A 26,896-nucleotide genomic window follows, 5' to 3' on the forward strand; every position below is an offset into this window, starting at 1 on the left:
TTTGTTCTCAGGGATTCTGTATCCTACTGTGTGAGTATATCAGGAGAGCAATGATTCTGCGCCATCAATCACAATCTGTGCTCCCGTGATATGAATCGAGTCATCCGAGGCAAGAAAAGACACCAGGTCCGCCACATTTTCCGGTTTACCCGGCCCATCAGCAAGTGGCTGCGCACCTTCCGGGAACTCAATCGGGATCACAATGGCCTCTACATCTTCATTAAATTCCGTGCTTTCATCAATATTCGTCGAGATGGCTCCCGGACAGATGACGTTGACACGGATTTTGAACTTCGCCAGCTCCAGAGCAGCCATCTTGGCAAAAGCAACCTGCCCCGCTTTGGTGGTACTATAGGGTGACCAGCCAAAGCTGGCAAAACGGCTGTTGCCGTTGATGGAGCTCGTAATGATGATGCTGCCTTTACCCTTTTCCTTCAGATGAGGAATGCTGTATTTCAGCGTAAGGAAGGTTCCTGTCAGATTCACGGATATCGTACGCTCCCAATCATCCAGGCTCAGCTCTTCGATAGGGCCTACCGCTCCATTGATTCCGGCATTGGCAAAAACAATATCCAGTCCGCCGAAATGCTCCACCGTCTTGCGTACTGCCTCTTCCATGCGCCCGGCATCCGAAGTATCGACATCGATAGCGAGTGCACAGTCCTTGCGTTGTTTGTTCAGCTTCTGCTCCAGGACGGAGGTACGTTCATTCACCAGGTCAAACAAGGCTACATTTGCACCTTCACGGGCCATCTGAATCGCCGTCGCTCTGCCGATCCCAGAGCCCGCGCCTGTAATTATGGCTGTTTTACCGAGGAAACGCTGCTTTTTTGCTATATTCGGGCTCATATGTACACTCCCTTTCCAATTCGTCCAACTTAGTGGCTCTGTTTCAAGATTACCCAAATGGGCCTTGATTATAATCATTTCATGCAAAATTCGCACAAACTTGTTGCAACATGCTCACTGCAAGTACAAACAACCCCCTATTCACTACCTGATAGACATATCCCAAAAAGGGCAAAAGAAATGGGTGAACTGCCCGGGTGTAATCAAAAAAGCCCCGCTGCCGCAGGGCTCTCCTCACTCCTTCAATTCTCCAGCTTGCGCACATCCACCTTCACCGTCAACGTACCGGATACACCGCGGTATACTCCTTTTACCGGTACGATATCCTTGTAATCCCGGCCGTGTCCCAGCTTGATATACCGCCAGTTCACTTCCACATTATTCGTAGGATCAAAGCCCAGCCATCCCGTTCCGGGGATATGTGTCTCCACCCAGGCATGCGAAGCCTGCTCGAAATCGGCATTGCCTCCCTGAAGGTCACCAACAAAATGATACCCGCTAACATACCGTGAAGGCAGCCCGACACTACGGCAGACTGCGATCATCAAATGAGCATAATCCTGACACACACCTCGTTTGAGAGTTAATGCTTTTTTAACAGTTGTATTGACACTGGTCGCTTCAGGATCATACGTAAACTGTTCGTAGATCGTCGACGACAGCTTTTTGGTCCATTCGTACATATCTTCTGCTTCATCAAAGGGATGCTGTGACGCAAACTCAACAAGCTCTGGTGTTACTTCGGTATATCGGGTAGGCAAAATGAACTCCACATACCGGTTCTGGAACTGATCGTCGTTGAGCAGCTTCACCTGATCCTCCAACGGAATATGCGGCAGATCGGCACCCTGCTCCTTATCCAGTGTAACTACGGTGGCTTTAGTATGAATCACCATCTCCCTATGAGGCTTATTCACTGAATAGGCATGCACACGGTTGCCGAAAAAATCCTCATAGGTAAGCAGATTCGCTGGTGGAAACACTTCTACCTCATGATGATAACAGGACTGACGGTAATTGGTCCGCGGCGTTAGACGGATTTCATTGACACTGTCCGTAACCGGCTCCGGGTAGCTGTATGTGGTTGTATGATGGATCTGAATTTTCATGCAGAAACTCCTTCACGGCGAAAAAAGGCGCCTTCCATCGTTTTACCGAGCTTCTGGCAAGAAGTCATCAGCGATTGCAATACATCCTCTACGAGATCGCCGGACATCTCTTCCTTCTCCATGTAGTCAAGCTCTGCCTTGATCTTGCCAGCCTGCCGGATCACCCGCTCGTGACCGGAGCCCTTCTCAGAAGTATCCAGCTCAAGTTTGGCCAAATGCTCCTCCAGCTTGTGGAACGAAAAACGGATCGAACGGGGGAAATACGCATTTACAATCAAAAACTCCAATATGCTCTCCGGGGACATCGCATCGGCATAATAGCGTCGGAAGGCTTGATACCCGCTCACTGATTTGAGGACCGCCTGCAGCTGTGTATAAATAGCATTGATATCTTTGGACTTACAGGATACCGTAACAGCCTGCAGAATCCGGGTCGTATTCTCCGCCCGCTCCAGGAAGCGTCCGCTCTCAATGAAGCGCCACTCATTGGCTCTCAGCATAACGGATTGCTCCGCACCGAGGAACATGGCCGCACGCGCTTTGACATGCTGATAGAACTGATGGGGTCCGGCCATTATATCTGCAAGGGATTGTTCCCCGAGCCACAGGTTGAAGCTGTTGACAATATCCCACAACTCACTGGGAAGATGCTGTCTCAGCGTCCGCAAGTTATTTCTCGCCTGGTGAACACAAGAGAATATTGAATTGGAATTGCCAAGGTCCAGTGTAATGAAGGACAAGACATCCTGCTCGCAATAGCTGTCAAATTGCTGCTGGTATTCATTTCTGACACCTAGCGCATCGATCAGCCGTGACCATTTATGTCCCTCAGCCTGGAAGTCCTCTTCCTGTTGTATATGATAATGCACATCGATCAGCCGGGCATGATTCTCCGCCCGCTCCATATACCGGCCAATCCAAAACAAAGCCTCCGCATTGCGATTCAGCATCGTTGCCACTCCTTCATTTAACGTATTGACGCCGCATTTTGTTAATTCTGAAGCGTTATGCTGTATACACTAAGCCATTACCCAAGTATCCTTCACGCCGCCACCCTGTGACGAATTCACCACCAGCGAGCCTTCCTTCATGGCTACCCGTGTCAGACCACCCGGAATAACATGCGGTTTTCGGTCGGCACCCATGAGCACAAAAGCTCTCAAGTCAATATGTCTAGGCGTCATACAGCCACCTGATAGCACTGGAGCTCTAGATAGTGACATAATCGGCTGGGCGACATACCGGGCCGGATCGGCAAGAATCTTGAGACGGAAATCAGCAAGCTCATCCTTGGTCGCTTCACTGCCAATCAGCATCCCGTATCCTCCGGACAAGGAGGTTTCCTTCACAACCATCTCATGCAGATTATCCAGCACGTACTGGCGCTCCTGTGCACGGGACAGCAGATAAGTAGGCACATTTCCCAGGATCGGTTCTTCGTTCAGATAATACCGGATCATATCCGGTACGTATACATACATCGCTTTATCATCAGCTACTCCGGTTCCCGGTGCATTGGCTATGGCAATATTCCCTGCCCGGTAGGCGTTCATCAGCCCGGCAACACCCAGGAGTGAATTCGGCTGAAACGCCAGCGGATCTATGAAATCATCGTCTAATCTGCGGTACAGGACATCCACACGCCTGAGACCGTTCATTTCCTTCAAATACACCTTATGGTCCTGGGCAACCAAATCCCTGCCTTCCACCAGGTATATTCCCATTTGCTGGGCTAGAAAAGCATGCTCGTAGTAAGCTGAATTGTATTCGCCCGGGGTTAGCAGAGCAATGACCGGGTCCTTCGTCTTAGACGGTGAGAGGCTGCGCAGCACGGACAGAAACCGGTTCAAACTGTGGTCGACATCACGGATGGAGCTGGCAAAAGACAATTCGGGAAACAGCTGATTCATCAGGGATCTGCCTTTAAATAGGTAGGAAAATCCTGAGGGCGTCCGCAAATTGTCTTCAAGCACGTAATATTCCCCATCATGATGACGGATCAGATCGATTCCCGAAGTAGTAACGTAAGCCCCGCCGGGTACCCGCATGCCGGACATCTCCGGCCGGAAATAGCAGTTCGAAATGATCATACGTCTCGGAACGATTCCGTCTTTGACAATGTACTGCTCATGATAGATATCATGAATGAACAGATTCAACGCCGTAATACGCTGAACGATACCGGCTTCAAGTCTTTCCCACTCGAGTTTGGGGATAATCCGCGGAATCATATCAAAGGGAATCGTACGCTCCATGGGATGATCCTGTGCAGGATTGTACAGTGTAAAGGTAATTCCCTCTTCCATCATCCGACGCTGCATGAGATTCTGTTTGCCCTGCAGCTCTTCGGGGCTCATCCCAGAAAACATGCGGTTCACATGTTTGTAATGCGGACGGACGCTCCGTTCATCGGCATACATTTCATCATAAAAATGTTGCAGCGGATACGGAGACAGTCCGGGCAGAGGATCAAGTTTGGACATGAGCCCGACTCCTTTCGGATCAATATAATGTGTAATGTTTGTTGACAAGCCGGCCTATTTTTTGAAAGTTTAAGAGATGTAAATATTGAAATACACCTTAATAATACGTAAACGCTAATGTTCATGTCAATATATATAACAGCGGGATGGAGTTAATAACCCACCCTGGCAATTGTGGAATCGCTTCCTTTCTCAAGGGAGTGCTGATCAGGGGTATGAGTATATAGGAATACATAGAATTGTATGCGGGAGAGTTGACAAGCAGTACTATTATGAATTTTTCATATGTTGAATTTTTACAATTATAACCACAAAAAAAGAGCAGCTGTTGCTTCTATTAAAAGCACAACCGCTCATGGCGCCAAGTCTCGTATTATTTTATAGGGTCCCGGTTTATTCCTGCTCTTCGTTAAGGTCCTCTTCAGCAATCATTCCGGCAAAGAGGGCGTGTACGAATTGGGTAGAATCAAATGGCTGCAAGTCCTCCATCTTCTCTCCCAGTCCCACAAGCTTAACAGGCAAGTTCATTTCTTGACGGATAGCGACAACAATTCCGCCTTTGGCTGTTCCGTCCAACTTGGTAAGAACGAGACCGGTTACACCGCTCTTTTCTCCAAAAAGCTTGGCCTGAGTTAATGCATTCTGCCCGGTAGTAGCGTCCAGCACCATCAACACCTCATGCGGGGCGCTCGGAATCTCCCGCTGGATGACACGGAAAATTTTATTGAGCTCTTCCATGAGATTGCTTTTGTTCTGCAGTCTGCCTGCCGTGTCGCAGATCAGTATATCCACGTTTCGCTGCTTGGCAGCTTGAACGGCATCAAACATGACCGCCGCCGGGTCTGAGCCCGCCTGCTGCTTAATGACATCCACACCGGCGCGCTGTCCCCAAACCTCAAGCTGTTCTATAGCACCCGCACGGAAGGTATCGCCAGCCGCAAGCAGAACCTTTTTACCTTCCTGCTTATAACGGTGGGCCAGCTTTCCAATAGTGGTCGTCTTGCCGACTCCGTTTACGCCGACGAACAGAATGACAGTGATCCCGTCAGGATTCTCCTTCAGACTATTGTCATCATCACCGCGCAGCAGTTCCATCAGCTTCCGGGACAAAATCGGCTGCAGCTCGGAAGCATCCTCAATGCGCTTCTGCTTCACTTCTGCTCTTAACTCTTCAACCAGCGTCATCACCGTGTTGACTCCGACATCGGCACCAATCAGAATCTCTTCTAATTCCTCATAGAACTCTTCATCGATCTTTTTGCGGCGGATGATCAGGTCAGATACCTTCTCCACGAACCCTTTACGGGTTTTCTCAAGACCATCGCGGAACTGTTTCGTTACACTCTCCGTTTTGCCGGAGATGCTTTCTTTTAATTTTCGAAAAAAGCTCATATGGTTCCTCCTAAAAGTTTGTATAGCCTTACTTCCTGCATTTACTTCGTACAAACTCACATCGGAAGCATCTGCCTAGTTTTGTGAGCAGTTGCTTCCTTGCTTAGGCTTCGTACAAAACTAGCTTCGTAAGCATACGCTTAGTTCGTATAGCCCTGCTCCATGTATTTACTTCGAATAAACTGGCTTTGATAGCATCTGCCTGCCTAAGCGATCTCTGCTTCTTCATCCTCCAGCTTAACCGAAACCAGTTTGGATACGCCGCCCTCTTCCATCGTAACCCCATAGAGTACATCTGCTTCTTCCATGGTTCCTTTACGGTGGGTGACGACAATAAACTGTGTCTGCTCCGAGAATTCACGCAGATACTGGGCAAAGCGTACCACATTGGCTTCATCCAGTGCAGCTTCGACCTCATCCAGTACGCAGAACGGAACCGGCTTGACTTGAAGGATGGCGAACAGCAGTGCCATGGCGGTCAGCGCCCGTTCTCCTCCGGATAACAGCTGCAGATTTTGCAGTTTTTTACCTGGAGGCTGGGCCACAATATCGATGCCTGTATCCAGCATATGTTCAGGGTCCAGCAGCATAAGGTCTGCTCTGCCTCCGCCGAACAGCTTCGAGAAAACGGTACCGAATTCACGGCGGATGGCATCAAAAGTCTGCTTGAAACGTTTGGACATCTCTTCTTCCATCTCATGAATAACGTGGTACAGCGTAGTCTTGGCTTCTACCAGATCATCCTTCTGACCGCTGAGGAAGGTATAGCGCTCATGTACACGCTGATATTCCTCAATCGCTCCCAGGTTGACCTCTCCCAGCGCAGAAATGCTACGTTTGAGACGCTGAACCTCCATTTGGGCAGCAGGCACATCCTCTGGTACTGGATAACGCTGCTTGGCCAGTTCATAGCTCAGTTCGTAATCATCACTCAGCTTGCGCAGGATATTATCCAGTTCAACATCCAAACGTCCTACAGCAACCTCAGTTGACCTCAGCTTATCATCGACTGCCTTCAGGGCCTGACGCTGATCCTTAGTTTCCCCTTCCGCAAGCTCCAGCTTGCGTGTCAAGGCCGCACGGTCAGCCCGGGCCAGATCCAGCTTGCCCGCAGTCTCTTCTTTTTTCAGGCGGAAGTTATTCAGGTCTTCCTTCTGTTTCACGGCTTCTCTTGTGTTTTCTTCTAGATCCTGCTCAATCGTGATCAGCAGGCTGCGGCTGTGGCGCAGTTCTTTGTCCTGTGATCCCGCATCCTGTCTCATACGTCGCAGCTGCTCTTCCAGAGAGAAAATCTCCTGGTCCAGCTTGCCCTCCGTTACCTTCATCCCGGTCAGCTTGCTTTGCAGCTCTTCTTTTGCCGATTCATTTGCCTTGCGTGCCGATTCCGCATTACGGATCGCCTCATGAGCCTCTTTCTCTTCCTTCTCCAGCCGTTCAAGCTCGGAAACCGCGTGCTTGCGGCTTTCATCCAGTGCCTTCACTTCGCTCTCAAAGCCGCTGCGTTCGGCACCGGCTCCATCAACCTGCTCCTGCACATGGCGAAGCTCCTGTTCGAGCTGCTTCAAATCACCGGAGACACGCTGCTCCTCCAGCCGTTTCTCATCACCACCGTGACGAAGCTCTTCCAACTTCAGTGAAGCTGTTTCCTGCTCCTCCCGCAACCGGCTGATGCCCTGCTTCAGCTTTGCAATTTGCCGCTCACTCTCCTCAATCTCGCTGAAGAGCTGGTCAAGCTGGCGTTTGCGGCTTAACAGACTGTTATTCTTCTTATGCTGACTACCCCCGGTCATGGAACCTCCGGCATTGACAACATCGCCTTCCAAGGTCACTACCCGGTAGCGGTATTGGCACTTGGCTGCGATACGGTTGGCCTGCTCCAGGCTCTCGGCGATAACCACATTTCCCAGCAAGCTTCCGACTATACTGGCGTATTTATCCTCGAATCCCACCAGCTCGGAGCCGATTCCGACAAAACCTTCCGCTCCTTCAACCATTGTTCGGTCACTTCCGCCAATCTGCCGTGGACGGATAACGTCCAGCGGCAGAAAAGTCGCACGTCCCAACTGACGCTGCTTCAGAAAGGCAATCGCTTGCCGGGAGACGGCTTCGTTTTCCATAACTACATGCTGGAGCGAAGCACCCAGTGCCGTTTCTACAGCCATCTCTAGCTTCTCGGGAACGGATATCAGCTCCGCGACAGCGCCGTGCACACCGCTAAGCTGCCCTTTGCGCGCACCCTTGAGCACCTCTTTTACCCCAAGCATGAATCCGTCAAAATCATCCTGCATTTCCTTCATGGTCTCATGCCGGGAAACCTGGGCTTCACGTTTCTGCTCCCATTTACGGAGTCCGCCCTGCGTCTCTTCCAGCAGCTTCTGGCGTTTGCTGGTCTGTTCGCTTTCGGTGATATAAGCATTACGGAGCGCGCCGATTTCATTGCCCAAACCAGCGATTCTATCCTTCAGCCCACTCTGGGCGGTAATCAGTTCCTCCAGCTTCGCTGTCCATTTACCGCTCTCTTCCTGGCTGCGGCTCATTCTGCGCTCCAGGCTTTCTTTTTGCTGATCCGCATAGCGGATTTCATTCCGGGCCTGGGCCATCAGATTCATCAGTTCAAGCAGAGCACTCTTAAGCTTCTCTTCTTTGCTCTGGCTAATACCTCCGGCAACGCCCTCCAGCCTGGACTCCTCGTCTTGCAGCTGCTTACGCAGCTCCTCGAGCGACAACCGGGATTGCTGAAGCTTGTGCTCCAGTTCTGCAAGCTCCCGCTGACGGTCGGCAGAGCGTTCGCCAACAGAACCCAGCGTAGTCATCAGCTGTTCCCGGTTGCTCTCCAAATTGCGTCTGCGTTCTTTAAGCAGCTCGCCGTATCCTTCGCTTTTCTCATTCGATTCGCTATATCGCAGCAGCTGTTCCTGCAGCTTCTCCACTTCGGCTTCCAATGTCCGCAGCTCAGCACGTCCACTTTCGAGCTTAGCGTCATGCGCAGATACAACTGTAGACAGCTGGAGCTGTTCGTTACGGAGCACTTCCAGCCGGTCATTGCCTTCCTTCCACGCCGTATGTATCCCTTCAATCTGGTGAACATACACAGCTATCTCCAATTGCTTGAGCTGCTCCCGCAATTCCTTGTAACGGATCGCCTTCTCAGACTGGTCCTTCAGCGGTCCCACCTGATCTTCCAGCTCACTAATCAGATCATGAATGCGCAGCAAATTCTGCTCCGTTTCATCGAGCTTGCGTCCTGCATCTTTTTTACGTGATTTATATTTTACAATTCCAGAGGCTTCTTCAAATATACCGCGGCGATCCTCGGAACGGGTACTGAGAATCTCTTCAATCCGGCCTTGTCCAATAATTGAATAAGCCTCACGCCCGATGCCGGTATCCATAAAAAGTTCTGTGATATCCTTCAGCCGGCAGGCCTGCTTGTTGATTAAGTATTCGCTATCCCCGCTGCGGTGTACACGGCGTGTTACAGTCACCTCGCTGAAATCAAGAGGCAGTGCATGATCCTCATTATCCAGCGTCAGCGAGACTTCCCCGTAATTCACGGCTTTACGCGCATCACTTCCGGCAAAAATAATATCTTCCATCTTCCCGCCGCGCAGTGATTTGGCGCTTTGTTCACCGAGCACCCAGCGGATGCCGTCGGAAATATTGCTTTTGCCGCTGCCGTTCGGGCCGACTACAGCTGTAATTCCGCGAACAAATTCCATTTCCGTTTTGTCGGCAAATGATTTAAAGCCAGCTAATTCAATCCGTTTCAAAAACATACCCTGTTATTCACCTCTGCCCCATTATACCATAGCGTTTCACCGCCTAAAACAGCTCTTAATTATGAGCTGTTCACAGGCTGTATCTCCAATTTATAAGGCCTTAATATTCAAAGCATTCCGCAGTCATGAGCATAAACTTTTCAAAATAACATTCTAGAACACTTATTTCTTTCTCGAAAAAGAGCAGCAAAAGTCTGACCTCCGCCTGTACGCCGGCATTCAGACCATTGCTGCTCTCCTCCGCTGACTCCCCCACGATGTGGAACAATCCTGAAGTCTATTCATAAGTTCAAGGAATTCAAAAAAAGCAAAACCTTACCATTCAGCCAGGAAACTAAGCGCCATCTTCCTTCAACTGCAATAGTGCCGCTGCTGCTGCCTGCTGCTCCGCTTCTTTCTTGGAGCGTCCACTGCCTCTGCCAAGGGACCGGCCCGCCATATAGACCTCAGAGACGAATTCCCGTTCATGTGCCGGTCCGCGTTCTTCAATAATCCGGTATTCCAGCGTACCCATTCCGTGATGCTGAATCAGCTCCTGAAGCTCCGTCTTGAAATCGCTCATCTGCATTTGCAGCTTGCCATCCGTCTCCACCAGTGGAAATACGTGATTATCCAGAAACCGCCGTGCTGTTTCCAGCCCTTGATCCAGATAAAGCGCTCCCACGAAGGATTCGAACACATCGGCCAGCAAGGCCGGGCGGGTTCTGCCGCCCGTAAGTTCTTCCCCTTTACCCAGCAATACAAAGCGTCCAAAGCCCAGACTCTCTGCGAATCTGACCAAGGAGGGCTCACATACAATTGCAGCCCGCAGCTTGGTTAATTCACCTTCAGGTCTGTCTGGAAGCAGATTGTACAAATATTCAGAAACCGTAAGCTCCAGAACAGCATCGCCAAGAAACTCTAGACGCTCGTTGTCCTGATGCTGGTTGAAACGGTGTTCATTCACATAGGATGCATGGGTAAAGGCCTGCTTCAGAAGTGCAGCATCGTGAAATTGGATTTGAAGTTGGCTCTGTAACTGCTTCAGGTCTCCTTTCACTGCACTGTCTCCCTTACTGATTATATTTTTTGAGAATAATCGTCGCGTTATGTCCACCGAAACCGAATGAATTCGACATAACGATGTTCAGATCCGCTTTGCGCGGAACATTCGGAACATAATCCAAATCGCATTCCGGGTCGGGGTTGTCCAAATTAATAGTAGGTGCAATCACACCTTTTTGCAGAGACAATCCGCAAATTATGGCTTCCACCCCTCCAGCAGCACCAAGCAAGTGGCCTGTCATGGATTTGGTGGAGCTGATTGCAACCTTATATGCATGCTCACCAAGAGCCATTTTTACAGCGGATGTTTCCGACTTATCACCTACAGGTGTCGAGGTTCCATGAGCATTGATGTAATCAATCTCTTCAGGAGCAATTCCAGCATCCCGAATCGCCATCTTGATGCAACGTGCAGCACCATCCGGATCAGGCTCTGTCATATGGTGGGCATCCGCGCTGAGACCATAGCCAATGACCTCGGCATAAATCTTGGCACCGCGTTTCTCGGCATGCTCGAGTGATTCGAGAATCAAAATCCCGGCTCCCTCACCCATAACAAACCCATCCCGGTCGATATCGAACGGGCGGCTCGCCTTCTCAGGCTCGTCGTTGCGCGTCGACATCGCTCTCATTGCACAAAAACCTGCCATGCCCGTTGGACGAATCGTGGCTTCCGAACCACCACAGATCATCGCATCTGCATCTCCGCGCTGGATCAGGCGGAAAGACTCTCCAATGGAATGGCTTCCTGTTGCACAGGCTGTAACTGTTGTAGTATTCGGGCCCTTGGCTCCTAAACTAATCGACAGTTGACCAGATCCCATGTTGGCAATCATCATCGGAATGAAGAACGGGCTGACCCGTTTAGGGCCCTTTTCCAAGAGAATATTATGATTGTCTTCCCAAGTGCCGAGTCCACCAATACCGGAACCCACAGATACGCCGATCCGTTCCGCATCAATATCCTCACCGATCACAAGTCCGCTGTCCTTCAGCGCGTCTTCACCTGCTGCGACTGCAAACTGGACAAAACGGTCCATCTTGCGTGCTTCCTTACGGCCAAACCGCGCCTCCGGATCAAAGTCTTTAATTGATGCCGCTATTTTGGTCGTATACTCGCTGACATCAAAGGCGTCCACCGTCGAAACTCCGGATTTACCCCTCATCAAATGATCCCAGAACGTGTCCAAATCCGTGCCCAGCGACGTTATCACGCCCATACCTGTAACAACCACTCTATGACTCAAACGCAATCACCCCATCTGTAGGCTGTATCTTCTTGTTATAAAACTATATAAACTTCAATCGCCGCAAGGTCATTCCATGCGCGGTCCAGTTATTTTCCCCGTAAAGGTGCATATGGCATCCTTTGGTACTGCATAAATGCTGTAAAATGAGGAGAAGTCCCGCCCTCTGTAGGAACGGGACTCTCAATCATATGACTCTAGGTATGAGATTGTATGTACTTCACAACTTCACCCACGGTCGTAATCTTCTCTGCATCTTCATCAGAGATTTCCATGTCGAATTCATCTTCCAATTCCATAACCAATTCTACTACATCAAGAGAATCAGCACCTAAATCATCTTTGAAAGACGCTTCTAATGTTACCTCAGCTTCATCGGCACCTAAGCGGTCGATGACAATGCGTTTTACACGCTCCAATACATCGGACATCCGGTTCACCTCCTCTTTTGGTATTATACGAGATATGAAGTCAAAATACCATAGAGCTCAAAAAACGCTTTCCGGCCGCCCCAATTCTCTTCCACTGTAGACTTTACAGCTTTGTTGGCCTTACATGTACATTCCGCCATCCACGTGAAGTGTCTGACCCGTCATGTAGGCTGCCCCTTCCGAGGCTAGAAATACAACCGCCATGGCAATGTCCTCCGGCCGCCCGAGTCGTGCAAGGGGAATCCCCTTCTCGTACTCGCTGCGGACTTCATCGGACAACTGTTGTGTCATTTCGGTATCAATACAGCCCGGGGCAATACAGTTCACTGTGATACCCCGGGAGGACAACTCGCGTGCCGCTGACTTGGTCATTCCAATAATACCTGCTTTGGCTGCTGAGTAGTTCAACTGCCCGGCATTCCCAATCACACCGATAACCGAAGAAATATTGATAATTCTGCCGTAACGCTGCTTCATCATCGGGCGGGTAGCTGATTTCAGACAGTTGAACACGCCTTTCAGATTCGTCTCGATCACCTGATCAAAATCTTCTTCTTTCATACGCATGATCAGATTATCCCTGGTGATACCGGCATTATTGACCAGAATATCAATCTTACCCCAGGTGTTAATAACCTCTTTCACCAGGTTATCCGCTTGTTGGCTGTTGCCGACATCGCCCTTCAGGGCAATCCCTTCCGAGCCAAGTTCGACGATACGAGCGACGGTCTCTTGAGCAGCCGCTTCATTGCCTGAATAATTCACGGCTACTTTCACTCCATACTCCGCAAGTGCAAGCGCAATACTCCGTCCAATGCCACGCGATCCGCCTGTGACGAGAGCTGTCTGGCCTTTTAATGCTGAGAACATGCCATATTCCCCTTTCATCATTCCACATCGTTTGACTATACCGGAATTCACCAGCCTGTTCGCACACTTTCCAGACTATTGATATTAACAACCTTAACGGTCTTATCAATCTTGCGGATTAATCCTGCTAGCACATTGCCTGAACCAATCTCCACAAAGGTATCCACTCCAGCTGCAATCAGCCATTCTACACTATCCTGCCACAGCACAGGAGAAAACACCTGCCGAACTAAAAGTTCGCGGATCTCATCCGGTTCTGTGACCGCTGTCGCATTCACATTGACAATCACCGGCACAGAAGGCGTGTTAAAGGTTACTTTTCCAAGTTCAACAGCCAGGCGTTCAGCAGCTTCCTTCATCAGAGATGAATGAAACGGCCCGCTTACTTCAAGAGGAATGGCCCGTTTACCGCCAATTTCCTTCACTCGCTGCACCACTTCTTCAACGCCCGCCTTGGAACCGGAGACAACGATTTGACCCGGGCAGTTCACATTGGCCAGCTCCACAACATGACCTGCATCCGATATCTGGCGGCAGAGCTCAGTCAAGGCTTCACGTTCCGCACCCAGCACAGCTGCCATTGCCCCTTGTCCGCCGGGAACCGCTTCTTCCATAAAGCGCCCACGCAGACGCACCAGGCTCACCGCATCCTCATATGACAATACACCGGCAGCTACAAGGGCACTGTACTCCCCAAGGCTGTGTCCTGCAACATAATCAGGATTCACCCCTTGTTCCCGCAGCGCTTCCAGGTAAGCCACACTAGTTGTAACAAGTGCAGGCTGTGTATTAACAGTCTGCTTCAGATCACTGTCCGGCCCCTCAAAAACAAGCCGGCTGAGCGGAAATCCAAGCACTTCGTCGCCCTTTTCGAACACCGCACGGCTATGCGGAAGAGCATCATATATATCCTTACCCATACCCACAGCCTGTGCACCCTGGCCAGGAAAAACAAACGCAATTTTACCCATCAGTCTGAACTCCTTCTCGTTGAACAGTGAGGCATTTAGCCTGCTCCGGCCGTTCTGCCACCACTTCCTTCTATATTATAGGACCTGTGGCATTACCAGATCAGGACAGAAGCGCCCCATGTAAGACCTCCACCGAAACCTACCATCAGCACGGTGTCGCCTTCCTTCATCCGGCCTTCTTCTGCTGCCTCTACAAGCGCAAGCGGAATCGATGCTGCTGATGTGTTAGCATATTTATCGACATTGATTACGCATTTCTCCGGCGGCAGATCCAAACGCTGCATCGCAGATTGAATGATGCGGATATTCGCCTGATGCGGTACAAACAGATCAATATTTTCTTTGGAAATTCCTGCTTTGGTAAGCACTCGTTCCGTAGCTGAACCCATAATCCGTACTGCAAATTTGAAAACCTCACGGCCGTTCATGTAAATAAAGTGTTTTTTATCTTCTACGGTTTGCTGTGAAGCCGGGAGCCGCGAACCGCCCGCTTCCATCTTCAGCAGACTTCCGCCGGAGCCCTCAGCGCCGAGATCAAAGGATTGGAATCCTCTTCCTTCCGGCACTTCCCCAAGAATAACGGCACCTGCACCATCACCGAAAAGAACACAGGTATTACGGTCCGTGTAATCGGTGATACGCGACAAGGTGTCTGCACCGATAATAAGAGCATTGTTGTACATTCCGTTCTGGATAAATCCGGTTGCTGTAGCCAAGCTGTATACGAAGCCTGAACAAGCCGCCGACAAATCAAATGCCGCCGCGCCTTTTGCACCCAGTTTGTCCTGAAGGATGCAGGCTGTGGACGGAAATGCACTATCCGGCGTTACCGTAGCGATAATAATCAGATCGAGATCTTCTGCTTTCATTCCCGCTGAATCCAGCGCTCTGAGCGCTGCTTCGTATGCAAGGTCCGAGGTCGCTTCATGCGGCGCGGCAATATGCCGTTCCCGGATGCCCGTGCGGCTGACAATCCATTCATCATTAGTTTCGACGATCTTCTCCAGATCACTATTGGTTAATATTTTCTCAGGCACATATTTCCCTGTCCCAATTATTCCTACCGGACGCAATTGTTTCATGTCCTCACTCACTTCCCGCTGATTTCCTTGGATATACTGGATACCAAATCCGCTTGCAAAGCAATTCGTGCTTGTCTGACTGCATTCTTGACAGCATTCCCGTCAGATGAACCATGCCCTTTCACTACCAACCCGCTGAGACCGAGCAACGGTGCCCCGCCATGCTCCTTATAATCCATTTTACCCTTGAGGCTTCTGAGCTCAGGCATCAGGATGGCCGCCCCCAGCTTCGTCTTCAGAGACTTACTGAACTGTTCCTTCAGCAGAGAGAACATCGCACCCGCTGTACCTTCCAGTGTCTTCAATAGTATATTCCCTGCAAATCCGTCACATACGAGTACATCGCAGTTGCCGGTGAGTACATCCCGTGCTTCCACATTGCCGACAAAATGAATCCCCTGCAGCGCTTCAAGCAGCGGGTAAGCTTCCTTCGTCAGTTCATTGCCTTTTCCAGGCTCGGTGCCTACGTTCAGCAGACCCACGCGCGGTTTAGCAATGCCATGCACTTTGTTGCGGTAAATACTGCCCATTAGTGCATATTGCACCAGATGCTGGGGCTTGGCATCCATATTGGCACCCAGATCAAGCGCCAGCACACCGACATCATCCAGGGTCGGAATCATTGGCGCCAGCGCAGGGCGTTCAATCCCCTGCATTCTCCCCACAACAAGCAGCCCCGTTGTCATTAAGGCTCCTGTATTCCCGGACGAGATCATGGCGTCAGCTTCACCTTCGCGAACCATACGGCCTGCAACTACCATGGACGAGTCCTTTTTACGGCGGACCGCCTTTACAGGCTCTTCATCAGCACCAATAACGTCACCTGCGTGACGCACAGTCACATTGGAAGGCTTATTCTTCAGCAGCGGCTCAAGTCTGGCTTCATCACCGACGAGCACAATCTGCGTGTCACTCCACTCTGCAGCTGCGGATAACGCACCTTGGACATTACACTCAGGAGCATTGTCCCCACCCATCGCATCAATGGCGATCAGCACTGCGGTTTCCCCCTTCGCTGTATTCTTCAATTGCGGACCGGTACACTATGAAATGGCCCTGAAAAACTAACTCTTCACCGACATAGGTAAATACGTCCACTTCCGCTTTACCGTTTCGGCCCGCGAGTGAACGCACCTGCGCTTTGGCAATACATTTCTCATGAAGCCGCACCATTCGGACAAACCGAATATCGGCGGAAGCCGTCAAGGCAATCTCATCATTGATAATGGCTACCGCCAGTGAATTGGCTTGGGCAAATACATAGTGTCCACGTGCGATCCCATTTCTGGAGAATACATGTTCCTCACGGATTTCAAAGATGGAAATCCCGCTCCGGTCCAGCTGCAGGTCTACAATATCACCGACCACTTCATCTGCAGGCAAGGACCGCACCTGATCATAAGAGTGCTCAGCCATTTGCTTCATCCGCTCACGCAGCTCGGGAATCCCTAACTCCATCCGGTCCAGCCGGATCGTCTGTATGCTCACCTTGAGCTGCCGGGTCAGTTCCCGGTCAGTCACAAAAGGGTTACCGTCTATGATCTGCAGCAGCTTCTGCTGACGCTCTTTCTTGGACATCCGCTCTATGGCGGCTCACCTCCTGGCACATGCCAAGCGGAAACGGCTTCAGCGCCCATGAAATGGACAGGCTCCGTTTCAGCAGGAAATATAAGGGTAATGGGTGGCATAGCCAAGAATCCTTATATTTTAAAAATAGCATCCGGCCTGGGATGGCCGCTATTCTCATTGCTATAAATCTTATGAATATATTTAGAACCAGGTACTAATATGTAGTATAAAGCATGCCGAAGCAAAAATAAAGCGTTGACTTCCAGACTTGCTTAAGCAAGCCTATTCAATCGAATATTTTCAAAAAAAATAGCACCTCACCAGCTGATGAAGTGCTATCTTTCGAATAGACTATTGTTTGATGATCTCTCTAGCTTTGTAAGTTCCGCAAACTTTGCATACGTGGTGAGCCAGTTTCAGCTCTCCGCATTGTTCACATTTCACCATGCCCGGCACAACCAGTTTGAAGTGGGTACGGCGTTTGTCACGGCGTGTTTTGGACGTTCTCCGTTGAGGTACTGCCATTGTGTTACACCTCCTAATTCTGTTTTAACCCGTTATCACCCGGGATTTGTTCTTAGTCATCTTGCTTGGTAAAGAATCCTTTCAACGCAGCGAGTCTAGGATCGATCACTGTGTTGTCGCAACTGCAGGTGCCTTCGTTCAAATTTTGTCCGCATTTCTGACAAAGACCAAGACAGTCTGCCTTGCACAATACCGAATCCGGTAAGTGCAGTACGAAATTTTCCTCCACAAACGGGACAAGATCCACAATCTCATCCTCGACGTAAATGAATTCCTCATCTTCATCTTGGGGAAGAAGCGGCTGCTTAAGCCATTTGAAAGTCTCAGCAAAAGGAATGTTCAATTCACTGTTAACCTCTGTAAGGCAACGCGCACATAACATGTCCACATTCCCATTCAATTTCCCCACCACATTCACACAATCGGTGTCTGCGGGCAGCGCTTTAAGGTCCACTGAAAGTGGTGCAACAGCGAGTATATCCTTTCGCCCTTTGACAAGCTCGGTTACATCCAGCGTTTCCTGAATGTGCAGAGGCTCGTCGGCATTAGCCAATTTGCGAAAGTGAATCTTCATATTCATCACTCCAAACAAACAAAATTTATTATACCTAGTATTCCCTAACTTTGTCAACCATTTTCCCTTTATATTGTTTCAGCGGTCAGATCAAATTATGATATAACTAATCTGGAATCCTAATGATCAAGAATATGAGGTGAAATTATAGTGACTACAGTAGGCATTATTGCAGAGTACAACCCTTTACATAATGGACATGTCCACCACTTCGAAGAGGCCAAGCGGCTATCCGGTGCAGATCACTCCATTGTGATCATGAGCGGACCCTTCACCCAGCGCGGCGAACCGGCGGCGGTAAGCAAGCGTGCCCGTACGGAGATGGCGCTCCATATGGGCGCCGACGTCGTGATTGAGCTGCCGGTGGCGTATGCCGTCCAGCCGGCAGAGTGGTTCGCCTTCGGAGCAGTAGCTCTGCTGGAAGCGACCGGGGTCGTGGACAGCTTGTGCTTCGGCTCCGAAGCCGGGACTTTGAGCGCGCTGCAGCCGCTGGCCGAATTTCTGGCCAAAGAAAGCAGCGCGCTTAAGAGCGAGATCCGCCGCCGCATGGCACTCGGAGCGAGCTTCCCCGCCGCGTACAGCCTGGCTGCGGCGTCCGTCTGGGAAGATTCTCTCCCGGGAAAGGAGAGAATCTTCGATGCTGCCGGGCTGCTGCGCCAGCCGAACAACAGCCTCGGCCTGCACTACCTGATCGCGCTGCGGCGGCTCGGCAGCGCAATCAGGCCCCTCACTGTGCCGCGCACCGGCGCAGGCTTCCACGACCCGCTGCAGAGCGGGTCGAGAATCGCAAGTGCCACAGCGATACGCCAGGCGCTCTCAGAAGGCGGATCACCTGCAGCTTACATGCCAGATTATAGCATGTCCATCCTGGAAAGAGAGCATGCGGCGGGCAGAGGCCCGCTGAATCTGGAAAGCTTCAGGATTCAGCTCCGCCACCTGCTCTCCACTCGAACACCGGCCGAGCTGCAAATCCTGCAGGACATGAATGAAGGCCTGGAAAACCGGTTGCTGCGGATTTTGCCTTCTCTTCCGCGCTTCACTGTATCCGCAGTACTGGAGGCGCTGAAAAGCAAGCGTTACACGCGCACCAGGCTTCAGCGTTTACTGATTCATACCCTGCTGAACCACAGCAAGGAAGAAATGGCACCAGCTCTCCTCGCGAAGGGGCCCGGTTACATCCGGATCCTCGGCTTCCGGGAAAGCGGACGCCCGTTGTTGAAGCAGATGAAGCACCGTGCCAGCTGGCCCGTATTGACTAGTCCGGCACAGTTCTCATATCCAATGCTCGAAAGAGATCTGCAAGCCGCCTCCGCTTATGCCGGAGCATTCAGCAACCCCTTGCGTACAGATCTTTACAGCGACTATCTGGAGCCCCCGGTCAGGATTTGACCGGCAGCTCCTGCATATACTTCAGCGCATCGGCAAGGGTCGATACCGGTACAAGCTTCATATCCGTACCGATTTTATCAGCTTTCGCCTTGGCTTCCTCATAATTTTGAACGGGCACAAAAAAGATCTCTGCCCCTTTCCGGTCAGCTGCAACGATCTTATGCTTAACTCCGCCAATAGCACCTACTTTCCCGTCCGGATCAATAGTGCCTGTACCTGCAACCCGATGGCCTTTGGTCAGATCACCAGGAGTCAATTGGTTGTATATCTCCATGGTAAACATCAAACCTGCCGAAGGCCCGCCTACATCTGTGTCCACAAAGCTTACCATTTTGCCTTCCATCTCAGGTTCTACCTTTTGTACCACTCCGATCACTACCCCAAGACCGGGCTTCACCACTCCAGTCTGCTGATTCTTGACTTCTACCAGCTTGACCGTTTCCTCAACTTCTTTGCCTTTTCTCTGCAGCACAACAACTGCAGGATCACCAATTTTTTTAGTCGAAAGAAGCTTGGATAACGCATCCGGATCGGGTATAGTCTGCCCTTCTACACTGATGATTTTATCGCCGGGCTTGAACTGTTCCTGGTTGCCCGTCACAGGTACTGAGAACACATACAGATAATCCACCACATCTTTATAAGGAATGTCCGCCGCATGATAAGCCGCCTGTACGGCATAGGACTGCGAGCTGTTCATGTAATATACTTGCTCGGCCGCATACTCCTGCTCCGTCTTATCTCCCAGCCGGGTCTCCTTCAGGACAACCTCAGCATTGGAATTGAATACTGAGGCTACCAGAAGTGCAACATTGGCGTAGCTCGCAGATACTGTGGTCATCATAAAAGTTCCCTTTTCATCCTTATCTGCATTCTGGACCTGAATCATTGGCGCTACCTCAGAGGCACTACCGGGTTGATAGACAATATAGGGCGTATTCATAAATACAGCAACATAAAGAATCACCACAAAAGTGAACAAGTAGGCTGTGGCACGGAATCCTACCCGGCGTTTCATTTGCCTCACTGCTTTTCCCTTCTTTCCCTCAGCACTGGACTATACACTTGGAATGATCTTGTGAAGCGGCCGGTTGGACCGAGGCATGACGGTTGTCTTCTCTGCATAAATTGATAACAGTCTTTAGCCTATGTCCTAAGCTATGAAGAGGTGATGCTCAAAATGAGTCCTATAAAAATACAACGAATAACCTCAGGTGCCGCTCCATTCGCAGGCGGGGCTGCAGCCATTCTGCTGGCTATTGCTATCGTATCTGCACCGGAGTCCTCATTTGCGGCCTCCCTGCAGGGCCTTAAGCTATGGTGGACACTTGTCTTCCCGGCCCTTCTCCCTTTCCTGATCCTCTCGGAGATGCTTACGGCTTCCGGAGCAGTCCACGGCTTCGGTGTAATGCTTGAACCCCTTATGAAGCGAGTATTCCGGTTGCCCGGAGCCGGTGGATGGACACTTGCTCTGGGAATGACCGCAGGTTTTCCCGCCGGAGCAGGAGCGGTTATGCAGCTGCATAAACAGGGCCGGATTACGGACAAGGAGGCAGGAAGGCTGGCCTCCCTGGCGCACTATGCCAGCCCGGTGACTGTGCTTATCGTTATAGGCGCAGCTTTTCTGCACAGTCCCGCTTCCGGATACACACTACTGGCCATCCACTGGCTTGCCGGGTTATCCGCCGGCTGTACCTCCGCTCTATTTACCGGACGCTCTAAGCTCCAATCAACCGCAATCCAGGAACGGGCACACCGTAAAAGAGCCTCTCTGCTGACACGCGTTTATCGCGCTGCTGCGGACGCACGTGCACAGGATGGACGCAGCTTCGGAAGACTGCTTGGTGAATCCGTGGGTTCTGCCGTCCAGAACCTGATGATCGTCGGCGGCTATATGATCATCTTCGCAGTTGTAATCCATATAGCGGCTTCTGCGCTCCCACAGCTTCCGCCGGCACTGTTTTCAAGTCTGCTTGAGGTTCACCTTGGGGCTTATACGCTTACTACAGGAACAGCAGCCCTTCCTGTCTTCAATTCCATGAACACTCTCACAGCGGCCTGGTTATCGGCGGCCCTGGCCTGGAGCGGAATCTGTGGACAGCTCCAGGCGCTGACTCTCCTTAAGCAAGCCGGCGTCCGCTATCTGTCTTATGCTGCCATTCGATTGCTGCACGGCATGTACGCTTTTTTATTCACGTTTCTCCTGTGGAAACCGCTGCTTAATCTTCAGACAAATGTGCAGCCAGCAATAAGTGTACCGGATGAGCACCTGCCGGCGGTCACGCTAAATCCCTTAACGGTCTGGCGCTCAATTCCACAGTTAGCGGCCTTGCAGGCTCTGATCCTGCTCCTATTATTAGCTCTGTCTGCAGCTGTTTATATTACGGCTTCATTCCGCCGTCCATCCGCTTAAATTTGAGATTCATGGCTTGTTCTACCTCAGGCGTCACAAAGTCGGAGACGTTCCCGCCGAAGTGGGCAATCTCCTTCACGACACTCGAGCTTAAATAGGAATATTTCGGATTAGTCATCATAAAAATAGTTTCTGCATCGGGGTCCAGATTATGATTAATCGAGGCATTCTGCAGCTCATATTCAAAATCGGTAACCGTTCGGATTCCGCGGACAATCACCTGGGCGTCCTTTTGCCGGACATAATTGACCAGCAGATCACGGAAGCTGTCTACTTCCACATTGGGAATATCCTGGGTGGCCTGCCGGAGCAGATCGGTACGTTCTTCTACGGAAAACAACGGATTTTTGCTTAAGTTGTTAAGGACGGCAACAATCAGTCTGTCGAACTGTTTGGCTGCACGGTTAATAATATCCATATGCCCCATCGTCACCGGATCAAACGTTCCCGGATAAATGGCGACACGTTCTTTTCTAATCTGCAGACTCATCATTACCCTCCTTGCTGCTCTCCTGTACTTCTTGGGAGGCAGCCTCATACTTATAAATAGAGACTGTCGTCTCTCCATATACAGCTTGCCGTGTTCTATGGAATCCCGGGATGTCCTCCGGATATTCATAGCCTGACTCATGTTCTAGTACAATCACCGCATCCTGGCGCAGCAGTCCCTTTTGAACCATAGCCAGCATCAGTTCATCCCCATGCTTCAGCCTGTATGGAGGGTCCAGGAAGACAAGATCGAACGAACGCCCCCGTTTTTCCAGCGCACTTAGCGCTCTTCCTGCTTCATTGCGGTAGACCTCTGCCTGTTCCTCCACCTTGGCCGCCTTCAGATTTGCGCGCACCGTATCAATGCTCTTCTGTTCCATGTCCACAAAAACAGCCTGATCCATCCCCCTGCTCAAGGCTTCAATTCCGAGCCCGCCCGTTCCTGCGAACAAATCCAGCGCGGCACCTCCCTCAAAATAAGGCCCGATCATACTGAACATCGCTTCCTTGACCTTGTCGGTTGTAGGCCGCGTCCCGCTGCCCGGAACACTTTTCAAGGGTCTGCCCTTTGCACTTCCCGATACAACTCTCACCACTATTCACCTGCTCTTATGTCTCTGTTAGTTATGCCGTTTAGGGCATAAGTCCAAGCCTATAGTACCACAATTGTCTATTGAAATAAAAAAATGTCTGCAGGTGTCCTACCGAGGCGGCTAATTTCTTCCGACTTTCCGTGTATAAAATTGGACATTCAGGGCCATCATGTAATTATCGACATTGCAAGATGTCGTAGACAACCGCGGAGCAGGCTTACGTTTCCCCATAAGCTCTTCGTCCGGTTTCTCCTCTCCCATGAAAGGGCGCTCCGAAAGGGGCGCCCGATTTTTATATTCTATATACACTTCGATATTACAGTTTCCCCAAATGAAAAAAACAAAAAAAAGCCGCCAAAGAGGTAGCCTTTCATGTAAAAATAACTGTGGAATCCAGTTCTGTTATAACCTGAAGCACCTCTTTAAGGCCGCTTTTGGACATGGTGCTGTATTTTGAGGCTTTGTTCCTCTCCGACTCGGGTTCGAAGTAGGCTACTTTCAGCAGCTTATTGATTTCTACGATCCTCCGTATATTAATGCTATTGTTCCGGTCAGCGAGCAGAAAGCAATAGCCTGAGGCGTTGAGGACTTGAGTCCAATATTTTAAAGTCCCGGCTGTAAAATAAACGGAGTCCAACGTGTGCAGCAACAAAATCGCTGTGCGGCTGTCCGTCCCCAGGTAGATGATCTCATCAATTCTAACAGTTATAAGACCCGTCTTCCCCTCAATATCTCTAGTTACACTTATGGTGTCCATGGTATGCCTCCAAGCTACTTAAGCAGTTCTTCCGGTGTCTCACCTTTATATATGAAAAGGATACTATCTGTAGTTACTATAAACATTGCTGTCATAGCCAGGAAAGAAGCCATCCGGTAATTGATGCTGTGACATGCCTTTTTCAGGAAACTCTTCACTTCTGCTTCACCCCGATTCACCCGGTAGGATAGAAAAAGGCGAAGGAGATTCCGCTAGTTACTTCCCCCGCTCTTTCGAAACAGCATAATACAACAAGAATATGACTGTAACTGCAAAAAATGCAATGAGAATGAACAATTGCTCGAAGTAGACGATAACAGATAGCAGACCTAGAAATACAACAATTAGCACGATAATCAGAATGTCCTCAAACTTAAAACGGAGCCGCTCAAAATCGAATTTAAAACCCCAGCCAATCTTGTATAGCCAGATGGAGAGAATTACACTTATCAGCCCTGAGGAAAATTGCAGAAGATAACCATTGGATAGGCTGGCCTGGGCAGCATCGATGGAACCAAATAAAAGAAACGCTAACCCGGTTTGCAATAATGCATAGATTGCATATCCAAGGATAGTTGTGATCCATGACCATACCAGAGGGATTTTAACAACAACTGAAAAGAAAAAGATAAAGATTAACACCGTAATTAATGGTACTAAGTACGCTAATGAGAGTTCATTTCTAAGTATGTAACTTTGCAAATTGATCAAGAGGCTTACGATTAGAGCTTCCCATATAAAATCTCCGGGCTTGAAACGGAAGAGCGCCATAACCAAATAATATACGCCAATCGTTTCTATAATCGAGAAAAACATAAATCCTGCCGGCTCCCAAAACAACCCACAACACCGCCTGCTCTTTTTTCATTCATTACATTAATTATATATCTATTCCTTGGGATGTGTACACTATTTATGATTTCAACATTCGTGTTGCATCAGAAGAAAAGTATTTTACAGTAAAAAAGCACCTGCCAGGTGCTTTTTTGATACTTGATTACTTATTTTTGGCGTACAGCCAATTGTAGTAGCTGGCATGCTTAATCTCATCTGTCATGATCTCGAAGATCCAGTCCCGGTACTGGGGATTGATATGCAAATAAAGCTTGCGATACTTTTCAAATGCTTTGAGTTCGCCGATCAATGCCTTTTCAATACCTTCCAGATAACTGGCCGGCAATGGTTCTGTCCCTTCATCTGAAACCTTGGGAGCCATTCCGGTCAGCTGGGTGTAAAGCGTCTTGAACATGCTCCGGTGCTTTCTCTCATCATCGCGGATGCCTGCAATAATCTCTTGTTCTTCCCTTGTTGGAGCCAATTTAATAAGGAAGTCATAAAACAGCTCATCATTCCGCTCTCCTTGAATTGACTGTTGGATCAATTGGAGGACCATTTCGTCATTGCGAGACAGAAGCTGGTTGGACGACTGGAAATGAGGAGCAAAATACGTTTGATAATTCACGGCGACACCGCCTTTAATATAATAGGAACACTTAGTTACAGGATATTCACCTATAGCCTAAACGTTCCCCCGCGGCGGATACATCGTCCTAGCCCAATTACAAATTCAAAATCCATTGCCCCATATCAGTGATGACCTGAGGATCTACCATTCCTGGTTTGTTATATCCCGCTGCGGTTCCCGCATTTTCCCCTTCATCATTCACGAAGAAATGATTAAGACCTGGATAAAGCTTAAAGGAAGCTGCAGGATTCCCTTTTAGAACATCCTTCCACTGCGGAAAGTCTTTGTCCGGATAGACCTGAAAATCATCGGCACCTTGCAGCACTAGCACGGGTTTGGTAAGCTTACGAGCCAACTCGGCCGTAGGATGCATATCCATCTCTTTAAAATAATAAGCCGGAACACCAAATACACTAGGCATTGCCTTGGATTGCTCTAAGGTCATTGCAGACAACTCTTTTCCCTTGGAGCTTTCGGCGTCGATAGCTGCCATAGTCTGTGTCTTACGCGGATCAGAGTTTGATAAATTTTGGATAGACGCCATATTCTGATCGTAAATAATCTCCAGTAGACTGCGCGGCGATCCCGCCAGCAGGATCAGTCCTGCAAAGCTACCGCCGTCAGCATCAATTCTCGGAGCAAGCATACCTCCAAGGCTATGACCAACCAGATATACCTGTGCAGGATTCATTCGTTTGTCAGCCTTGAGCACCTTAGATGCGGCAACCGCATCATCAACCGTTTCATCCTTAACACTAACGGTTGCGGCTGCAGCTCCTATAAACTGCTCCGGATAAGAATAGCTCCGTTTATCGTAACGAAGCACTGCGATGCCTTGTTTGGCAAGTCCATAGGCTATATCCCGGAAAGGCTTATAAGCGAATACTGTTTCGTCACGGTCTGAAGCTCCAGAACCCTGAACAAGCACTACAGAAGCCAAAGGATGAGTCGAATGATTGGGGAGCGTCAGCAGCCCTTTAAGCGGATGTGATGTCCCGGCACCAACAACCACCTCTTCCTCGGTTACTCCATCGGGAAGCTTAAGCTCTGGAGCATTAGATTGTGTTGCTGCTGCTGCTGCAGGGGCAAACCAGAGTCCCTTGATTTCGCCGGAGCTGTCTGTGGTTATCGTTATAGTCAAATTCCCTTTTGTAAAAATGGCTGTGGAGGCAATAGTCAATTCATGATTCACTTGATGACTTGATACTGAATCAATCTTAAGGTACTCGCCAAAGGTCTCGGTTATGCCTTGCCAAACTTGCTGAAGCTTGGCAACAGTAATGGCCTTTTGGCTTGACTCATTAAAAAACTGCTGCCATAACACCTCATGCTGATTAGAGGCCAGCAGTCCTGCTACTTTCTCAGCGAAAACCTGTGGAGTATAGACTCTAACTTGAGCCAAGGATGAATCATAGGAGACCACTAACCCCATGGCATTCAGCAAGGATATGGGAACATAAATAAGATTCCCTTGAAGCACCGCCTTTTCTTCAATCGCAAACTTATCCTTCCCATTCAATATTGCTTCATTTGCACCAAGTTTCAGCGTAATCTGTTGGCCGTTACGGCTTAGTTGAAGTACTTTTTGTTCTTTTATGTAATTAACTTCCAGACCTAGTGCTATACCAACCTTACGGATAGGGACCAGTACCGTATTGCCTTTTGCGAACGGAGTCGCATTCACAGGAAACTTCACGACTTCATTGTTCACACTAAATGTTGTTTTAAGTGCTGCTCCATGTGCTGCCGGTGCTGACCAAGACCATACACCCAGCAGCAGCACACAAGCCAATATGAGTGACAATTTGTTTCTCATGTTAATATCCCCTTTCTGAAATCACATCCTTTTCTAATACGAACTAGAT

Annotated in this window: 25 protein-coding genes; 2 read left to right on the top strand and 23 right to left on the bottom strand. The window is 49.7% G+C overall.

Going from position 1 to position 26,896, the window contains the following annotated elements:
• Positions 1-39: 39 nt before the first annotated feature.
• The 16 genes from A3844_RS01025 to A3844_RS01100 all read right to left on the bottom strand — a co-directional run bounded on the left by A3844_RS01025 (position 40) and on the right by A3844_RS01100 (position 17,925).
• Positions 40-849 (bottom strand): SDR family oxidoreductase, encoded by an 810-nt coding sequence (locus tag A3844_RS01025; RefSeq protein ID WP_074083552.1) that lies wholly within the window; start codon positions 847-849, stop codon positions 40-42.
• A 242-nt stretch (positions 850-1,091) separates the two neighbouring features.
• Positions 1,092-1,958, bottom strand: coding sequence for a transglutaminase family protein (locus tag A3844_RS01030; RefSeq protein WP_074083553.1), 867 nt, complete (start codon positions 1,956-1,958; stop codon positions 1,092-1,094).
• On the bottom strand, positions 1,955-2,908 hold the full coding sequence (locus A3844_RS01035) for an alpha-E domain-containing protein (RefSeq protein ID WP_074106325.1): 954 nt from the start codon (positions 2,906-2,908) through the stop codon (positions 1,955-1,957). Before A3844_RS01035 ends, A3844_RS01030 begins: the two co-directional genes overlap by 4 nt.
• 69 nt (positions 2,909-2,977) lie before the next feature.
• Complete coding sequence (locus A3844_RS01040) at positions 2,978-4,441, bottom strand: circularly permuted type 2 ATP-grasp protein (protein WP_074103098.1); 1,464 nt, start codon at positions 4,439-4,441, stop codon at positions 2,978-2,980.
• Between the two features lie 393 nt (positions 4,442-4,834).
• A complete protein-coding gene (gene ftsY, locus A3844_RS01045; RefSeq protein WP_074083556.1) occupies positions 4,835-5,833 on the bottom strand; it encodes a signal recognition particle-docking protein FtsY in 999 nt (332 codons plus the stop codon).
• 206 nt (positions 5,834-6,039) lie between these two features.
• Positions 6,040-9,609, bottom strand: coding sequence for a chromosome segregation protein SMC (smc, locus tag A3844_RS01050; RefSeq protein WP_074106326.1), 3,570 nt, complete (start codon positions 9,607-9,609; stop codon positions 6,040-6,042).
• Between the two features lie 337 nt (positions 9,610-9,946).
• A complete protein-coding gene (rnc, locus tag A3844_RS01055; RefSeq protein WP_074083558.1) occupies positions 9,947-10,651 on the bottom strand; it encodes a ribonuclease III in 705 nt (234 codons plus the stop codon).
• Positions 10,652-10,664: 13 nt separating this feature from the next.
• A complete protein-coding gene (gene fabF, locus A3844_RS01060) occupies positions 10,665-11,903 on the bottom strand; it encodes a beta-ketoacyl-ACP synthase II (protein ID WP_074106327.1) in 1,239 nt (412 codons plus the stop codon).
• Positions 11,904-12,100: 197 nt separating this feature from the next.
• Positions 12,101-12,334: an acyl carrier protein gene (locus tag A3844_RS01065; RefSeq protein WP_019911228.1), complete on the bottom strand. Its 234-nt coding sequence runs from the start codon at positions 12,332-12,334 to the stop codon at positions 12,101-12,103.
• Positions 12,335-12,454: 120 nt separating this feature from the next.
• Entirely contained in the window at positions 12,455-13,204 is a 750-nt protein-coding gene (fabG, locus tag A3844_RS01070) for a 3-oxoacyl-[acyl-carrier-protein] reductase (RefSeq protein ID WP_074083560.1), read from the bottom strand.
• 47 nt (positions 13,205-13,251) lie between these two features.
• Complete coding sequence (gene fabD / locus A3844_RS01075; RefSeq protein ID WP_074106328.1) at positions 13,252-14,175, bottom strand: ACP S-malonyltransferase; 924 nt, start codon at positions 14,173-14,175, stop codon at positions 13,252-13,254.
• A 92-nt stretch (positions 14,176-14,267) separates the two neighbouring features.
• Complete coding sequence (locus A3844_RS01080; protein WP_143186362.1) at positions 14,268-15,257, bottom strand: beta-ketoacyl-ACP synthase III; 990 nt, start codon at positions 15,255-15,257, stop codon at positions 14,268-14,270.
• 8 nt (positions 15,258-15,265) lie between these two features.
• Positions 15,266-16,255, bottom strand: coding sequence for a phosphate acyltransferase PlsX (gene plsX / locus A3844_RS01085; protein ID WP_074083563.1), 990 nt, complete (start codon positions 16,253-16,255; stop codon positions 15,266-15,268).
• Positions 16,239-16,835, bottom strand: a complete 597-nt coding sequence (fapR, locus tag A3844_RS01090; RefSeq protein ID WP_074083564.1) for a transcription factor FapR — start codon at positions 16,833-16,835, stop codon at positions 16,239-16,241. The genes plsX and fapR overlap by 17 nt, the downstream gene beginning before the upstream one ends.
• Positions 16,836-17,177: 342 nt before the next feature.
• Entirely contained in the window at positions 17,178-17,351 is a 174-nt protein-coding gene (gene rpmF, locus A3844_RS01095) for a 50S ribosomal protein L32 (RefSeq protein ID WP_019911234.1), read from the bottom strand.
• Between the two features lie 52 nt (positions 17,352-17,403).
• Positions 17,404-17,925, bottom strand: coding sequence for a YceD family protein (locus A3844_RS01100; protein WP_074103094.1), 522 nt, complete (start codon positions 17,923-17,925; stop codon positions 17,404-17,406).
• 150 nt (positions 17,926-18,075) lie between these two features.
• Between A3844_RS01100 and A3844_RS01105 the strand changes: the two genes are divergently transcribed.
• The gene (locus A3844_RS01105; protein ID WP_074106329.1) at positions 18,076-19,314 is read left to right on the top strand and encodes a nucleotidyltransferase; all 1,239 of its coding nucleotides are present in this window, start codon (positions 18,076-18,078) and stop codon (positions 19,312-19,314) included.
• On the opposite strand, the gene A3844_RS01110 is transcribed toward A3844_RS01105, so the two are convergent.
• Positions 19,304-20,341, bottom strand: a complete 1,038-nt coding sequence (locus A3844_RS01110) for a SepM family pheromone-processing serine protease (RefSeq protein ID WP_074106330.1) — start codon at positions 20,339-20,341, stop codon at positions 19,304-19,306. The genes A3844_RS01105 and A3844_RS01110 overlap by 11 nt on opposite strands.
• A 153-nt stretch (positions 20,342-20,494) precedes the next feature.
• Here A3844_RS01110 and A3844_RS01115 point away from each other — a divergent pair, with 153 nt between their 5' ends.
• Positions 20,495-21,727: a nucleoside recognition domain-containing protein gene (locus tag A3844_RS01115; RefSeq protein WP_074106331.1), complete on the top strand. Its 1,233-nt coding sequence runs from the start codon at positions 20,495-20,497 to the stop codon at positions 21,725-21,727.
• Here A3844_RS01115 and coaD read toward each other — a convergent pair.
• From coaD to A3844_RS31680, 6 genes are all read right to left on the bottom strand, one after another.
• Positions 21,696-22,217, bottom strand: a complete 522-nt coding sequence (gene coaD / locus A3844_RS01120; protein WP_167374609.1) for a pantetheine-phosphate adenylyltransferase — start codon at positions 22,215-22,217, stop codon at positions 21,696-21,698. The genes A3844_RS01115 and coaD overlap by 32 nt on opposite strands.
• The gene (rsmD, locus tag A3844_RS01125; protein WP_074083570.1) at positions 22,201-22,809 is read right to left on the bottom strand and encodes a 16S rRNA (guanine(966)-N(2))-methyltransferase RsmD; all 609 of its coding nucleotides are present in this window, start codon (positions 22,807-22,809) and stop codon (positions 22,201-22,203) included. The genes coaD and rsmD overlap by 17 nt, the downstream gene beginning before the upstream one ends.
• 370 nt (positions 22,810-23,179) lie before the next feature.
• Positions 23,180-23,566 (bottom strand): LytTR family transcriptional regulator DNA-binding domain-containing protein, encoded by a 387-nt coding sequence (locus A3844_RS01130; RefSeq protein WP_074106332.1) that lies wholly within the window; start codon positions 23,564-23,566, stop codon positions 23,180-23,182.
• A 216-nt stretch (positions 23,567-23,782) separates the two neighbouring features.
• A complete protein-coding gene (locus A3844_RS01135; RefSeq protein ID WP_143191971.1) occupies positions 23,783-24,406 on the bottom strand; it encodes a hypothetical protein in 624 nt (207 codons plus the stop codon).
• Positions 24,407-24,563: 157 nt separating this feature from the next.
• Complete coding sequence (locus A3844_RS01140; RefSeq protein ID WP_074103089.1) at positions 24,564-25,028, bottom strand: ferritin-like domain-containing protein; 465 nt, start codon at positions 25,026-25,028, stop codon at positions 24,564-24,566.
• A 97-nt stretch (positions 25,029-25,125) separates the two neighbouring features.
• On the bottom strand, positions 25,126-26,847 hold the full coding sequence (locus tag A3844_RS31680; protein ID WP_083606626.1) for an alpha/beta fold hydrolase: 1,722 nt from the start codon (positions 26,845-26,847) through the stop codon (positions 25,126-25,128).
• Positions 26,848-26,896: the final 49 nt, after the last annotated feature.

This window comes from Paenibacillus helianthi, assembly GCF_001909055.1.
GTDB lineage: Bacteria > Bacillota > Bacilli > Paenibacillales > Paenibacillaceae > Paenibacillus_AQ > Paenibacillus_AQ helianthi.